Here is a 14,102-nt window from a genome sequence, read left to right as displayed (position 1 = left end):
GGGTAAAAATATTCCTGCTATATATTTATGACAAGGATGTCTTAAGAAGAACTAGTTGATGGTTTGATAGAAATAATTTGTCCTTTCGCCTGCAATGGGCGAAGGGGCTCTGTAAATCCACCGCTATTTGAGAATTTAGATAGAGCTTTAATACTTCCTGCAGTACCAATTTGGAATACAGAAGAGGTTGTAATGCTATCAATTCTAATGCTATTAATGATGATGCTTTGGTTTACATAAAAATTCAATGCAATCGCCTCCTCTAAGTTGAACCAATTATCGCTTGATCAATTACATCTGAATCATTGACAGTCGTTGCGCTTTGATAATTGTAGACAGAAACGTTATCTCCAACATTAAAAGAGCCGGCCCCAGCAAAAGCGCGTGAATAACTAATAGGCCTAATCGCAAATACATCTCCAATATGAAAAATACCACTTGATCCAATATTGACGATACGAATATGTCCGACCATAGCTGGCATACAAAACACCTTTCGTTTTTTAAATTTTCTTTTCTACTATTGTATGGGCGTTTTCAATAAAATGTGTTTTTTTTTATAAAAGAAACACACACGTTATTGCGTGTGTGTATTGAGTGTTTGATTAGGGTAAAAATCCGTATGTACATGCCAAATTACATTTAAGAGCCTGTCCAGTTCTTGGCTACAATCCACTGTTTTTTGAGAAGTCATTCCGTAGCGTTCAGCAAAATAAATCATTTTTTCACGTTTTTTTTCAATCGCTTGCTCAAACATTGAAATCGGCTCCATCTCTAAATGAAATTTTTAGTATATATGTAGTACATATTATACAAAAAACCAATAAAAAAGAAACACCTTCGCTAAAAAAAGTAAAATTTCTACATTTTATGCCAAATATAAAGGAGTAACGAATAGAATATGAGAAGAATATTGTAAAAATTAGCGTGCATGAGAAGGTTTTTTTCTGACGGATGCGAATACAATTAAAGGTCATGAGTTTTAGGATGGAGAGTGGAAATATTGCGTTTGGTAACGGCGAAAAAAGATGAAAAGGTATTTGTAGGTATTGTGGATGAAGAGGAAGAAAAGGTATTGCATGTAAGAGAAGCGCAAAGACAAAAAGGGGAAAAGGTTACGATTCCGATTACAATGTTAGAGTGTATTGAAAGAGGAACCGAATGCTTTGAAAAAATATGTGATATTGTAAATTGGGCGAAGGAAAATGAAGGGGCGGCGTATTATCCGTTAACTGAGGTGAAAATATTAGCACCAATTCCAAGGCCAAGGAAGAATATTCTTTGCGTTGGAAAGAACTATCGTGAGCATGCGATAGAAATGGGCGGAGTAGAGTCAATTCCGGAAAATATAATGATCTTTACGAAAGCGCCAACGACAGTCATTGGAATGAATGAAAAAATTAATAGTCATCCCCACGCAACGAATGAACTAGACTATGAAGGAGAACTAGCTATCATCATTGGTAAGCGAGGGAAACAAATAAAAAAAGAAAAAGCGCTTGAGCATGTTTTTGGTTATACCATTATAAATGATATAACTGCTCGCGACATTCAAAGGAAGCATAAACAATTTTTTCTTGGAAAAAGTTTCGATACATTTTGTCCGATGGGACCGTATCTAATTCATAAATCAATGGTTGAAACGCCAAATGCGTTACACATTGAAACAATAGTAAATGGGGAAGTAAGACAAACTTCAAATACAAATAAAATGATTTTTTCAATAGAAGAAATCATTTCAACGATAAGTAAAGGAATGACGTTAGAGCCAGGCGATATTATCGCAACAGGAACGCCGGCTGGTGTCGGAAAAGGTTTCACACCACCGAAGTTTTTGCATGCGGGTGATGAAGTGGTCATTACAGTAGAAGGAATTGGTACTTTGCGAAATGTAGTGAAATGAAGAAAAGGGCTATCTTATTAATAGATAGCTCTTTTTTATGGCCATGGGTTATTGAAAAAATCTAAAATAGCAAAAATATATAATCCGATGAGTATTAACGTACAAATCCCGATTAGCATAACGGCAAGAGAACTTCTTTCGCGGCCAAAACCGATAGCTGTAAGGAAAACAGCAGCCCAAAATGAGATTTTAAGTAGCATGAATGTATGAGGTGTTGAGTAGTACCTGAGTAACGTTATAGATAATAGGAATCCGATGAATGTAATGGAAATGAGAATAGTAGCTAAATAGTTAATATGTTTGCCGTATTTCAAAAGCATACAATTACCCCCTGTAAAATAAACTGAATATTCAATCTTATTTTACAGTAAACTACTAAAAAAATAAAGAGGTTGTCCCAACATGTAGGATAACCTCTTTATTATTATGATAATACCGCTTTAATTTTTTGGAACGCCCACTCTAAATCTTCTTCAGAGATTACTAACGGTGGTGCGATACGAATTACATTTTCGTGTGTTTCTTTACATAATAGACCAGCTGCTTTTAATTGTTCGCAGTAAGGACGAGCTGGCTCGTTTAATTCGATACCGATGAATAAGCCTTTACCACGAATGTCAGTAATCATTGGGTTATCAATTTCTTTTAATTGCCCAACTAATTTTTCGCCTAATTGAAGAGAACGCTCTGTTAATTTTTCTTCTTCTAACACTTCAAGAGCCGCGATAGAAACAGCACATGCAAGTGGGTTACCACCGAATGTAGAACCGTGAGAACCTGGCTCGAATACGCCTAAAATGTCGCGGTTTGCTGCTACGCAAGAGATTGGGAATACGCCGCCGCCAAGTGCTTTACCAAGTATGTACATGTCAGGAGTTACACCGTCCCAGTCACAAGCAAATACTTTACCAGTACGGCCTAAGCCAGTTTGGATTTCATCTGCTACGAATAAAACGTTTTCTTTTTTACATACTTCAAGAGCTTCTTTTAAGAAACCAGCTGGTGGGATGTTAATTCCTGCCTCACCTTGGATAGGCTCTAAAATGAATGCAGCTGTGTTTGGTGTAATAGCAGCTTTTAACGCTTCTAAATCACCGTAAGGAATTACGATAATGCCAGGAAGCATTGGACCGAATCCACGCTTGTACTCTTCGTTTGAAGACATAGAAACAGCACCCATTGTACGGCCGTGGAAGTTATCTTCACAAACGATAATTTCAGCACGGTTTGCTTCTACTTTCTTCACATCATAAGCCCAGCGGCGAGCTGTTTTAATTGCAGTTTCAACAGCTTCTGCACCTGTATTCATTGGAAGTACCATTTCTTTATTAGTTAGTTTCGCAACTTTTTCGTACCAAGGACCTAATTGATCGCTATGGAAAGCACGAGAAGTTAACGTAACACGATTAGCTTGGTCAATTAAAGCGTTAATAATTTTTGGGTGACGATGACCTTGGTTTACTGCAGAATATGCACTTAATAAGTCCATATAGCGATTTCCTTCAGGATCTTCTACCCAAACGCCTTCTGCTTTAGAGATAACGATCGGAAGTGGGTGATAGTTATTTGCCCCGTATGTGTCTGTAAGTTCGATAATATCCTTAGTTTGAATCATGATTGTTCCCCCTTTTGTTATTACAAGAAGTTTGTAAATACTCTAAATATTATATCATTTAAATGTAAAAAAGCGAAACATTTCCTGAAAATAAATGAACATGCTATCATATAGAGTGAAAAAGTGTGAAAAGAGGAGGTAGGGGATACGATGGTACATATGCATATTACAGCATGGGCGTTAGGTTTAATTTTATTCTTCGTTGCGTATTCACTTTATTCAGCAGGAAGAAAAGGTAAAGGTGTACATATGGGGCTTCGTCTTATGTACATTATCATTATTGTGACAGGTTTCATGTTGTACATGGGTATTATGAAGACTGCAACAAGTAACGTGCACATGTGGTATGGTTTAAAAATGGTAGCTGGTATTTTAGTTATCGCTGGAATGGAAATGGTTCTTGTGAAAATGAGCAAGAACAAGGCAACAGGGGCATTTTGGGGATTATTTGTTATCGCGCTTGTAGCGGTATTTTACCTTGGACTGAAATTACCGATTGGCTGGCAAGTATTCTAATAAAAAATAAAACCACCTTATAATCTCAAAGACTTGGGAGATAAGGTGGTTTTTTTTTACTTTATGTTGCATCGATATGCAACTCTTCTCCGTTTACTTTCGTAAAACGAAACATGTTTTTATTTGACGTAGCGTGACGAACGAAATGGTGCTGTAGTGTACAAATCATTTCTTCGTTATCAAACAAAAGAATATTTACTCCTTCGCATGCTTCCTCTTTCGGTAAGAAAGATAAATAATTATGACAATACATGCAATCATATAAAGAGTAATGAAGGGATTGCAATGATTCGGTTAATAATGTAAAGACAGAGTCAGGTAATTCCTCGAGCCATTCCGTATAGCTAAGAAGTAATTTTTTTCGAATTCGTATCATTTCTCCGTTTTGTAAATGGTGCTGTTCGTTGGCGATTTGTAATACATCTTGTTCATAGAAACGAGCTGGTAGCCAGTTGTTGTTATATAAAATCTCAAAGCCATCTTCGGCAATATCTTCTAATAAAAATGCTTCATCATTTTCATCATCAAAGAATACCCATTCATTGTTTATATATTCTACATTACCGACTGTATGAGCGCGAGGCTGGTTATATAAAATATGGTTACGTTGTATCATACACGATTTCTCCTTTATAAAAAGTAGTTATTTCTGTTATAGACAGTTCGTGCATTCTTTATAACTAGACACATCTAGACATAGGTGGGCATACAATAAAACACGTTTTACTGAGTGAAAAAGCTATTCCGTATGTGGATAGTAGATTATCGTCAAGTTTGTCATTTTTTTGATCCGCACCTCTAAGGTGTGGATTACTGCTTGTTTAGGAAAAGAAATAAGATGGAAGGATGATTCGTATGTGCGGGATTACAGGATGGGTGGATTATAAACGCTCATTAGAAGGAGAACGGGACGTCGTTACGAAGATGGCTGAGACGTTAGCAAAGCGTGGCCCGGATGATAATAAAGTTTGGATTAAAGGCAATGTCGCATTTGGGCATAAACGGTTAATCGTTGTTGATCCTGAGGGTGGTAAACAACCGATGACTTGTTTAAAAGATGAAACGAATTATGCAATTTGCTATAACGGTGAATTGTATAATACAGAAGATATTCGAAAGGAATTATTAAGAAGAGGATATACGTTCAAAGGTCATTCTGATACGGAGGTGCTATTAGCGTCGTATATTGAATGGAAAGAAGAATGTGTCGATCATTTAAACGGTATATATGCGTTTGCTGTATGGGATGAACAGAAAGAACAAGTATTTATTGCGCGAGATCGACTAGGTGTAAAACCGCTATTTTATAAATATGATAGTGGGCGATTACTATTTGGTTCAGAGTTAAAAGCGATATTAGCGCATCCAGATGTGAAGGCGGAAGTAACGTTAGAAGGGTTATCCGAAATATTGGGTCTTGGACCATCTAGAACACCTGGTCATGGCATTTATGCTGGTATAAAAGAATTACGTCCAGGGCATGCGATGACATTTTCAAAGAACGGTTTATGTATATGGAGATATTGGAATGTGGAAAGCAAAAAACATGAAGACTCCTTTGAAGAAACAGTAGAGAAAACACGCTTTTTATTACAAGATGCGATTACAAGGCAGCTCGTTTCTGATGTACCACTATGTACTTTTCTATCAGGTGGTGTAGATTCGAGCGCCATTACAGCGATTGCTGCGAAAGAATACGCAAGGTCAGGAAAAGGGCAATTACACACATACTCTGTTGATTATGAAGATAATGAAAAATACTTTAAAGCGAATGCGTTTCAGCCGAATTCAGATGCGCCATTTATTCATTTGATGACTGAGACGTTTCAAACAATCCATCATCGCTGCGTCATTTCAAATGAACAATTAGCACAGTATTTAACAGAAGCGGTACTCGTTCGTGATTTGCCTGGTATGGCAGATATTGATTCGTCATTATTATGGTTTTGCCGTGAAATTAAACAAGATTTTGTCGTCGGTTTATCTGGGGAATGTGCAGACGAAATATTTGGTGGTTATCCGTGGTTTTATAGAGAAGATGATTTGCAATCGAGTGCATTTCCGTGGATGCGCTCTACAGAAGCACGTGAACAACTGCTAAAGAAAGAATGGAGAAATAAATTAAACTTACAACAATATGTACAGCAGCGTTATGAAGAATCCATTCAAGAAGTTCCTGTTTTAGAGGGAGAAAGCCCAATTGAAGCAAAGAGACGACAATTATTTTACTTGAACATGGTATGGTTTATGACAACATTATTAGACAGAAAAGACCGTATGAGTATGGGGGCAAGCTTAGAAGTACGTGTTCCATTTGCGGATCACCGACTTGTCGAATATGCGTGGAATATTCCTTGGGAAATGAAAATGTATAAAAACCGCGAAAAAGGTCTATTGCGTAAGGCGTTAGAAGGATTACTTCCAAATGATATCTTATATAGAAAGAAGAGCCCGTATCCGAAAACCCATAATCCGCATTATACAAAAGCGGTAACAGTATGGCTACAAGATTTATTAACAGATAAAGGCTCAATTTTGCATGAACTATTTGATAAAGAACAGCTGAGTGGATTAATTGAGTCAGGTGGCAGTGCATTTCAATCCCCTTGGTTCGGTCAATTAATGACTGGTCCGCAGCTTTTAGCTCATTTAGCGCAAATTCATGTTTGGTTTAAAGAGTATGGGGTAAATATTAAAGAATAGAAGAAAAGCGACTTGCATAAAAGTAAGTCGCTTTTCTATTAAATAAATTGTCATATAAAATTCAAAATCATATTAGAAATAATACTTATTTAGAATAATTATTTTGACGTACTTATTATTAGTTGTTATAATTGGAAACAAATGTTCTTGAAAAAGATTCTCATTTATAAAATTGAGGTGTTATATAGATGACAAAGAAAAAAATAGGTTTACTCGTAATGGCGTATGGAACGCCAGAATCATTAGATGATGTAGAAACATACTATACACATATTCGCCACGGGCATAAACCTTCAGAAGAAGCACTCCAAGACTTAATCAGACGCTATAAAGCGATTGGCGGAATTTCACCACTTGCAAAAATTACGAAAGAGCAAGCGCATAAATTAACAGATTCAATGAATAAAATATTTAAAGAGTATGAATTTACTTGTTACTTAGGATTAAAACATATAGCTCCATTTATAGAGGATGCAGTAGAAGAGATGAAGAAAGATGGAATTGAGCAGGCGATTAGTATCGTATTAGCACCGCATTATTCTACATTTAGCATTAAAGCATATAATGACCGTGCTATTCGTCTTTCGGAAGAAATTGGTGGTCCTGTTATTGAACCGATTGAACAATGGTACGATGAACCGAAATTTATTTCGTATTGGACAGAGCAACTAAAAGAAACATTTACAAAGATTGAAGATAAAGAGAAAGCTGTCGTGATTTTTTCAGCACATAGTTTACCAGAGAAAATTATTGCAGCAGGAGACCCTTATGTGGAGCAATTGCAACATACAGCGGATTTAATTGCGGAGGCTGCCGATATTCCAAACTATACAACGGGTTGGCAAAGTGCTGGAAATACGCCTGACCCATGGATTGGTCCGGATGTGCAAGATTTAACGAGAGATTTATTTGAAAAGCATGGCTATGAATCTTTCGTATACTGTCCGGTTGGGTTTGTGGCAGAGCATTTAGAAGTTTTATATGACAATGATTACGAATGTAAAGTTGTAACTGATGAATTAAACGTGGCATATTTTAGACCGAATATGCCAAATTCACAATCTGTATTTATTGATTGCTTAGCTGAAATTGTTTCCAAAAAAATGAAGGAAATAGTTGACAAGAATCTAGTTTTAAATAATAATTAGTTTATAATAATTTTAAATAAATAATTATTACTAAAAGAGAAAGAGGAGGATCCCCTAGATGAATCCAAATAATCGCTTAACAACAAACCAAGGTGCTCCGGTTGGAGATAACCAAAATTCTCGTACAGCTGGTCGCCGTGGACCGGTATTATTAGAAGACTATCATTTAGTAGAAAAACTAGCTCACTTTGATCGTGAACGTATTCCAGAGCGTGTTGTGCATGCACGTGGCGCAGGTGCTCATGGTGTATTCGTAACGAAAAACAGCATGAAGCAATATACGAAGGCAGCATTTTTACAAAATGAAGGAACTGAAACGCCTGTATTTGTTCGTTTCTCAACGGTTATTCATGGTCAAGGTTCTCCGGAAACAGCTCGTGACCCACGTGGGTTCGCTGTTAAATTTTATACAGAAGAAGGAAATTACGATATCGTAGGTAACCATTTACCGGTCTTCTTCATTCGTGATGCAATTAAATTTCCTGATATGGTGCATTCTTTAAAACCAGCACCTGATACAAACATTCAAACGCCAGATCGTTACTGGGATTTCATGACGTTAAGCCCGGAATCTACACATATGATGACGTGGGTATTTTCTGATTACGGTACACCAGCAAGCTATCGTGAAATGGAAGGTTTCGGTGTTCACTCATTTAAATGGATTAATGCAGAAGGTAAAATCATCTACATTAAATATCACTGGAAACCACAGCAAAGTGTACGTAACTTAAGTGCAAAAGAGGTGCAAGAAGTACAAGGAAAAGACTTCAACCATGCAACTCGTGACTTGTTCGATGCAATCGAAAAAGGAAATTATCCGAAGTGGGATTTACACGTACAAGTGATGCAACTAGATGAAACGGATTCTTTAGATTTCGATCCATTAGATCCGACGAAAGTATGGCCAGAAGATCGCTTCCCATTAATTGAAGTGGGGACGATGACGTTAAATCGTAATCCGAAAAATTTCTTTGCGGAAGTAGAGCAAGTGGCGTTCTCTCCAAGTGCAACTGTAAATGGTATTGAACCATCTGAAGATAAATTATTACAAGGTCGTTTATTCTCTTATCCAGATACACAGCGTTACCGTCTTGGTGCAAACTACTTACAAATTCCTGTAAACTGCCCATACGCAGCTGTTCACAACCAACAACGTGATGGTGCGATGCAAATCAATCAAAACCCATCTACAATTAACTACGAACCGAGCCGTCATGCTGAAAATCCAGTTGAAGACCCAACTTACCGCGATTCAACTATGAAAGTAGAAGGCTACGTATCTCGTGAAAAAATTGACAAACCAAATGATTTCAAACAAGCAGGTGAGCGTTACCGTTCATTCTCTAAAGAAGAGCAAGACAACTTAATTGCAAACTTAACAAATGACTTAAAAGACGTAAATGAGCGCACGAAATTACTAGCTGTTTGTAACTTCTTCCGTGCAGATCAAGAGTACGGTATGCGTTTAGCACAAGCGCTAAATGTTGATATTACGCAATATGTGGGGAATTCTCCGAAATAAGTAGGAAAAGACGACTGTTAAACGGTCGTCTTTTTTGTATGTATGTAAAGTTACGCCGGGGTATTTTTCAGTTTCGTCATGTCGGAATTTGTTGGTAAATGGATATATCGTGTCGAAACGTCGATATATTGAAATAATCGCTGATATATTCACCGGAATACTAGGTGGGGTATACTGCGCCGACAAGTACAATAAAAAGAGATGCAATCTACTACCAATAGATTGCATCTCTTTTTTTAGTTCACTCGCTCTGTATACTCATAAGCTTTCTCTCCGTGCATCGAAATATCAAGTCCCATATGTTCTTCGTGTTCATCTACCCGAACAGGGAGAAAGAAGTTAATTGCTTTAATAATGGCGTACGTCATTATGATTGTGAATGCATATGTTGCGCCAATTGCTACCAGTTGTTTAAACAGTAAAGCAGCGTTTCCGTAAAATAATCCGTTAGCGCCATCAGCATTTACAGTAGTAGTTGCAAAGAGTCCTGTTGCAATACCGCCCCAAGTTCCGCCGATACCGTGGCACCCGAATGCATCGAGTGTATCGTCGTATCCGAATTTTGTTTTTAAGAAAAAGACTGCTCCGAAGCATAATACACCGCCAATTGCTCCGATAAGAAGAGCGGAGAAAGGTGTAACGAACCCGCAAGCTGGTGTAATAGCGACTAAACCGGAAACTACACCGCAAGCAGCTCCCATCGCAGTCGGTTTTGATTGGAAGAACCATTCTGAAAGCATCCAAGTTAATGCGGATGCAGCTGCTGCTATATTTGTATTAATAAATGCGGTTAAAGCTACGTCGTTTAAAGATAATGCACTTCCGACGTTAAAACCGAACCAGCCGAACCATAGTAAGCCTGCGCCTAACATTGTAAATGGTAAATGGTGAGGAGAAGTACCGTTTATGTTTTTTCGTTTTCCGAGGAAAATAGCTAATACAAGGCCAGCCACGCCAGATGTAATATGAACGACGTTACCACCAGCGAAGTCTAATGCGCCGAGTTCTCTTAGCCATCCGCCAACGCCCCATACCCAATGAGCGACAGGATTGTAAACGATTGTTGTCCATAGAAGGATGAAAATAAGGAAAGCAGAAAATCGCATTCTTTCGGCGAATGCACCTGAAATTAAAGCGGGAGTTAAAATGGCGAACATGAGTTGGAACATCATAAATAAATTGTGAGGAATAGTAGATGAGTAGTCTGGATTTGGTGCGTAGGTAACTCCGTTTAAACCGAACCAATCGAGTGTACCGATAAGTCCGTGCCAATCTGGTCCGAATGATAAAGAATAGCCGATCACAATCCACTGAATCGAAACGATAGCCATTGCACTATAACTATGCATTGTCGTACTGAGTACGTTTTTACTGCGAACCATGCCCCCATAAAAAAGTGCCAATCCTGGTGTCATTAACATGACCATTACTGTCGTTACAAACATAAAAACCGTATCTCCTGTATTCATTCTCTCTCCTCCTATGGTGTTAGAAAAAATAACATCGATTTGTTATGTTTCATATCATATTCGAAATGAAATGAAAAATCAACTAAAAATTCAGAAAACTTTATACTTCATGTTAGGAAATCTAACATGAAGTATTTTTGGGGGAATGAAATCAACGTATGTGATTCATCCTGAAAATTGGTATAATATTCTTACAATTAAAAAACATGGGGGATGCGTGTGAGGAAAATACGGACTAGGAAATTATTTATTTGTTTTTGTTTAGCTGTCGTTTTGTTTGTGCCAATACATACGTTTGCAGATGAAAAAAGAGAGTGGCGAGACGAAGTCGTATATTCCATTATGATTGATCGCTTCAATAATGGAGAACCGAAAAATGACAAACAGTTAGAAGTTGGAAATTTAGAAGGATATCAGGGTGGAGATATAAGAGGGATTATAAAAAGACTGGATTACATAAAAGAAATGGGTTTTACCACTGTTATGCTTTCACCGTTTTTTGAAAGTGGAAAGTACGATGGGTTAGATGTGCAAAATTTTCAAAAGGTAAATGAACATTTCGGAACAGAAAATGATGTGAAAGAACTTGTACAAGAAGCGCATGCAAAAGGGATGAAAGTTATATTCCAATTTCCGCTTGGAGAAAACGAACAACAAGTTATAGACGCGATGAAATGGTGGATCAAAGAAGTCGATTTAGATGGAAGTTATGTGATACATAGTGAAAAAAAGTCGCGTTCTTTCTGGGATGACGTGCAAAAAGATATGCAAGTGATAAAGAAAGATTTTCGTATTATGACAAAGGAAGATAGTGAATATAACGAAAAAATAGTAGAATCGTTTTCTAAAGTGGATGTATCGGTGAAACCTTTATATGATGTGAGTAAAAAAGAAGGGGAATTCGTTACATTTTTAGATAATCAAGATACAAAAAGGTTTGCCCGTATTGCAAAAGAGAATATGAATTATCCACCATCTCGTTTGAAACTAGCCCTTACATATTTATTAACATCACCAGGTATTCCGAATTTTTATTACGGGACTGAAATTGCATTAGATGGAGGGGATACCCCGGATAATAGACGATTAATGGATTTCAAATCAGATGAAAAATTTGTGCAGCACATAACGAAACTCGGTGAGCTTAGACAAGCGAGACCATCTTTACGCCATGGAACGTTTGAGCTTTTATGCGATAAAGATGGAATGAGTGTACTGAAACGAAAGTATAAAGATGAAGTAACATTAGTAGCGATTAATAATACGAAAGAAACACAAAAAGTTGCTTTACCTGTAAGTGCAATTGGCGAAAAACAAGAGTTAAGAGGATTGTTAGAAGATGAAATTATAAGAGAAGAAAACGGAAAGTTTTATCTTGTTTTAAAGCGTGAAGAATCAAATGTATATAAAGTTAACGGGGAAACAGGTGTGAATTGGCTATTTATCTCTTTAATCGTCGGTGTGAACGTATTGTTTATTGCTTTTTTAATTGCGGTTAAAAAGAGACGGAAATGAGTAGCGTTTTTTTAGTAGTTCTTCAGTTTAAGGTGGTGAGGTATTTGCGGAAAAAGAAGTGGTTCGCTCTATGCTTATGTGTTTTTATCGTATTCGTAAGTTTTTATTTTTGGGAAAAGCGTGATGAAGGGGAATTTGTTCGGTGGGGCGATAGTGTTCATTCTGTTGATACGGCAGTTCTGAAAAGAAACGATATAAAATACAAAATCGAAAATGATAAAGTATACATACCTAAAAAATCATTTGATAAAGCAATATGGTGTTGCTCTTAATAAATGCGAAATCTCGGTGGGACAGGCTAAGGAGAAAACTTTCTCCCTAGTCTGTTTTTCTGTGAAGTAAGACTCTCGCTTCGAAATGCAGCTGAGAAAAGAAATGAAAAGACCTTTAGAAAAACAATAATTGCAACTATATTGATTTTACATTACATTAAAGGGTGAAAAATATTCTGTTACTCATTGAGGGCTATATTTGAGGAGGAAAAATGGAATTTTACGATTTGGGTATTACCATTAAAGAACTTAGAATGAAAAAGAATATATCACAATCTGAATTGTGTCATGGAATATGTTCGCAAAGTCAAATTAGCAAAATAGAAAAAGGTATGATTTATCCATCTAGCATATTGTTATATCAATTATCTGAAAGACTTGGTATTGATCCAAATAATATTTTCGCACTAACGCAAAATAAAAAACTAAAATATGTAGAAAATGTAAAATATGTAATGAGAGATTATACAAAGCAAAAACAATATAATGAACTTTACGAAATAGTGAAACAAGAGAAAAACGAAAATAATTTCCAGTTAAAAGAAGATAAACAATTTCTAATATGGCATGAAGCCATTGCTATATTTCATGTAAATAAATCAATAAAAGCTGCTTTAAATCTTTTAAATAGTGCACTAAAACTAACTGTAACGAATGTTGATTTTTTATCAGAAAGAGAAATAGATATTATGCAGTCGATGGCTATATTTCATTGGGCAAATAAAGAGTATGAAAAGAGTATTACTATATTAAGAAGGTGTTTAACTAATTTTAATAAGTTAGATTTTCCTAGAGATAAAGAGATTAAATTAAAAATCATTTTTAATTTGGCGAAAATTTTAGGTCTTGCAAATCAACATGAAGAGGCAATAAAATACAATGATATGGGGATTAAATTAGCTATTAATCTAAATACTTTATATTTATTAGGCGAATTATATTATGGAAAAGCTTGGAACTTGCTAAAGTTAGAACAATATAATGAAGAAGATGTGGCTGACAACATGAAAAAAGCATTATTTATCTTTGAACTAACAGAAAAAGAAAATCTAATAAAAATGGTTAAAGAAAAATATTTTGAAAAACAAAATAAAAAATGATTCATAATTTCTGATGAATATCTTATTAATTTCTATAAAAAAAGGCACCTTACGGTGTCTTTTTTATAACTTATATCATCAATTATTACATTTTATAGGTTTCTTATACCAAGCTTTGTTGATGTATTTACACTTCGCAGGTGTTGAAGCTTTAGGTGTATCCTCGGGTGTAGTTATATTATTAGAACACCCTGCAATATATAGACAGAATGTAGTTAATAAAAAACATAGTATTAATTTCTTCAAATAACCACTTCTAACTCTTGTTTAATTAACATTTTTTCATAAAATAAATTCCTTACTAATTTTACATTACATGAAAGGGTGGAAAATATT

General features: G+C 36.1%; 15 protein-coding genes. 8 read left to right on the top strand and 7 right to left on the bottom strand.

All coding sequences use genetic code 11. From position 1 onward, the window contains the following. Window positions 1-41: 41 nt before the first annotated feature. From gerPB to DM800_RS12690, 3 genes are all read right to left on the bottom strand, one after another. Window positions 42-248: a spore germination protein GerPB gene (gene gerPB / locus DM800_RS12700; protein WP_001012513.1), complete on the bottom strand. Its 207-nt coding sequence runs from the start codon at window positions 246-248 to the stop codon at window positions 42-44. Window positions 249-262: 14 nt separating this feature from the next. After that, window positions 263-484, bottom strand: a complete 222-nt coding sequence (gerPA, locus tag DM800_RS12695) for a spore germination protein GerPA (protein ID WP_001111187.1) — start codon at window positions 482-484, stop codon at window positions 263-265. Window positions 485-577: 93 nt separating this feature from the next. Continuing rightward, complete coding sequence (locus tag DM800_RS12690; protein WP_046958324.1) at window positions 578-757, bottom strand: aspartyl-phosphate phosphatase Spo0E family protein; 180 nt, start codon at window positions 755-757, stop codon at window positions 578-580. A gap of 246 nt (window positions 758-1,003) precedes the next feature. Between DM800_RS12690 and DM800_RS12685 the strand changes: the two genes are divergently transcribed. After that, the gene (locus tag DM800_RS12685; protein WP_001241717.1) at window positions 1,004-1,903 is read left to right on the top strand and encodes a fumarylacetoacetate hydrolase family protein; all 900 of its coding nucleotides are present in this window, start codon (window positions 1,004-1,006) and stop codon (window positions 1,901-1,903) included. 35 nt (window positions 1,904-1,938) lie between these two features. Here the strand turns inward: DM800_RS12685 and DM800_RS12680 are convergent, their stop codons facing one another. Together DM800_RS12680 and rocD are read right to left on the bottom strand one after the other, a co-directional pair. After that, the gene (locus tag DM800_RS12680) at window positions 1,939-2,223 is read right to left on the bottom strand and encodes a hypothetical protein (protein ID WP_046958323.1); all 285 of its coding nucleotides are present in this window, start codon (window positions 2,221-2,223) and stop codon (window positions 1,939-1,941) included. Between the two features lie 104 nt (window positions 2,224-2,327). Further along, the gene (gene rocD / locus DM800_RS12675) at window positions 2,328-3,518 is read right to left on the bottom strand and encodes an ornithine aminotransferase (RefSeq protein ID WP_087984724.1); all 1,191 of its coding nucleotides are present in this window, start codon (window positions 3,516-3,518) and stop codon (window positions 2,328-2,330) included. A gap of 150 nt (window positions 3,519-3,668) precedes the next feature. Here rocD and DM800_RS12670 point away from each other — a divergent pair, with 150 nt between their 5' ends. Then, the gene (locus tag DM800_RS12670) at window positions 3,669-4,034 is read left to right on the top strand and encodes a YisL family protein (protein ID WP_087984725.1); all 366 of its coding nucleotides are present in this window, start codon (window positions 3,669-3,671) and stop codon (window positions 4,032-4,034) included. A gap of 61 nt (window positions 4,035-4,095) precedes the next feature. Here DM800_RS12670 and DM800_RS12665 read toward each other — a convergent pair whose 3' ends face one another. Next, window positions 4,096-4,650, bottom strand: a complete 555-nt coding sequence (locus DM800_RS12665) for a DUF2777 domain-containing protein (RefSeq protein ID WP_048559584.1) — start codon at window positions 4,648-4,650, stop codon at window positions 4,096-4,098. Between the two features lie 239 nt (window positions 4,651-4,889). Between DM800_RS12665 and asnB the strand changes: the two genes are divergently transcribed. The 3 genes from asnB to katB all read left to right on the top strand — a co-directional run bounded on the left by asnB (window position 4,890) and on the right by katB (window position 9,410). Beyond that, window positions 4,890-6,737, top strand: coding sequence for an asparagine synthase (glutamine-hydrolyzing) (gene asnB, locus DM800_RS12660; protein ID WP_147786927.1), 1,848 nt, complete (start codon window positions 4,890-4,892; stop codon window positions 6,735-6,737). A gap of 188 nt (window positions 6,738-6,925) precedes the next feature. Continuing rightward, window positions 6,926-7,885 (top strand): ferrochelatase, encoded by a 960-nt coding sequence (hemH, locus tag DM800_RS12655; RefSeq protein ID WP_147786926.1) that lies wholly within the window; start codon window positions 6,926-6,928, stop codon window positions 7,883-7,885. Window positions 7,886-7,943: 58 nt separating this feature from the next. Beyond that, window positions 7,944-9,410 (top strand): catalase KatB, encoded by a 1,467-nt coding sequence (gene katB, locus DM800_RS12650; protein ID WP_147786925.1) that lies wholly within the window; start codon window positions 7,944-7,946, stop codon window positions 9,408-9,410. 236 nt (window positions 9,411-9,646) lie between these two features. Here katB and DM800_RS12645 read toward each other — a convergent pair whose 3' ends face one another. Continuing rightward, complete coding sequence (locus tag DM800_RS12645; protein ID WP_046957003.1) at window positions 9,647-10,879, bottom strand: ammonium transporter; 1,233 nt, start codon at window positions 10,877-10,879, stop codon at window positions 9,647-9,649. 213 nt (window positions 10,880-11,092) lie between these two features. Here DM800_RS12645 and DM800_RS12635 point away from each other — a divergent pair, with 213 nt between their 5' ends. The 3 genes from DM800_RS12635 to DM800_RS12625 all read left to right on the top strand — a co-directional run bounded on the left by DM800_RS12635 (window position 11,093) and on the right by DM800_RS12625 (window position 13,766). Then, window positions 11,093-12,394, top strand: a complete 1,302-nt coding sequence (locus DM800_RS12635; protein ID WP_255446981.1) for an alpha-amylase family glycosyl hydrolase — start codon at window positions 11,093-11,095, stop codon at window positions 12,392-12,394. Between the two features lie 44 nt (window positions 12,395-12,438). After that, on the top strand, window positions 12,439-12,666 hold the full coding sequence (locus DM800_RS12630) for a hypothetical protein (RefSeq protein ID WP_060490094.1): 228 nt from the start codon (window positions 12,439-12,441) through the stop codon (window positions 12,664-12,666). Between the two features lie 212 nt (window positions 12,667-12,878). Then, window positions 12,879-13,766 carry a helix-turn-helix domain-containing protein gene (locus DM800_RS12625; RefSeq protein WP_088062455.1) on the top strand — a complete coding sequence of 296 codons (888 nt, stop codon included), beginning with the start codon at window positions 12,879-12,881 and terminating at the stop codon, window positions 13,764-13,766. Window positions 13,767-14,102: the final 336 nt, after the last annotated feature.

It is taken from the genome of Bacillus sp. AY18-3 (assembly GCF_008042305.1).
GTDB lineage: Bacteria > Bacillota > Bacilli > Bacillales > Bacillaceae_G > Bacillus_A > Bacillus_A wiedmannii.
Note: the sequence above shows the minus strand (reverse complement) of the source record. Positions and strands in the feature narration are given on the sequence as shown.

Coding starts and splice junctions, on each gene's coding strand:
- hemH (WP_147786926.1), top strand. CDS start 6,926: ATGACAAAGAAAAAAATAGGTTTACTCGTAATGGCGTATGGAACGCCA.
- DM800_RS12635 (WP_255446981.1), top strand. CDS start 11,093: ATGCGTGTGAGGAAAATACGGACTAGGAAATTATTTATTTGTTTTTGT.
- DM800_RS12690 (WP_046958324.1), bottom strand. CDS start 757: ATGTTTGAGCAAGCGATTGAAAAAAAACGTGAAAAAATGATTTATTTT.
- DM800_RS12645 (WP_046957003.1), bottom strand. CDS start 10,879: ATGAATACAGGAGATACGGTTTTTATGTTTGTAACGACAGTAATGGTC.
- rocD (WP_087984724.1), bottom strand. CDS start 3,518: ATGATTCAAACTAAGGATATTATCGAACTTACAGACACATACGGGGCA.
- DM800_RS12625 (WP_088062455.1), top strand. CDS start 12,879: ATGGAATTTTACGATTTGGGTATTACCATTAAAGAACTTAGAATGAAA.
- asnB (WP_147786927.1), top strand. CDS start 4,890: ATGTGCGGGATTACAGGATGGGTGGATTATAAACGCTCATTAGAAGGA.
- DM800_RS12670 (WP_087984725.1), top strand. CDS start 3,669: ATGGTACATATGCATATTACAGCATGGGCGTTAGGTTTAATTTTATTC.
- DM800_RS12680 (WP_046958323.1), bottom strand. CDS start 2,223: ATGCTTTTGAAATACGGCAAACATATTAACTATTTAGCTACTATTCTC.
- katB (WP_147786925.1), top strand. CDS start 7,944: ATGAATCCAAATAATCGCTTAACAACAAACCAAGGTGCTCCGGTTGGA.
- DM800_RS12665 (WP_048559584.1), bottom strand. CDS start 4,650: ATGATACAACGTAACCATATTTTATATAACCAGCCTCGCGCTCATACA.
- gerPA (WP_001111187.1), bottom strand. CDS start 484: ATGCCAGCTATGGTCGGACATATTCGTATCGTCAATATTGGATCAAGT.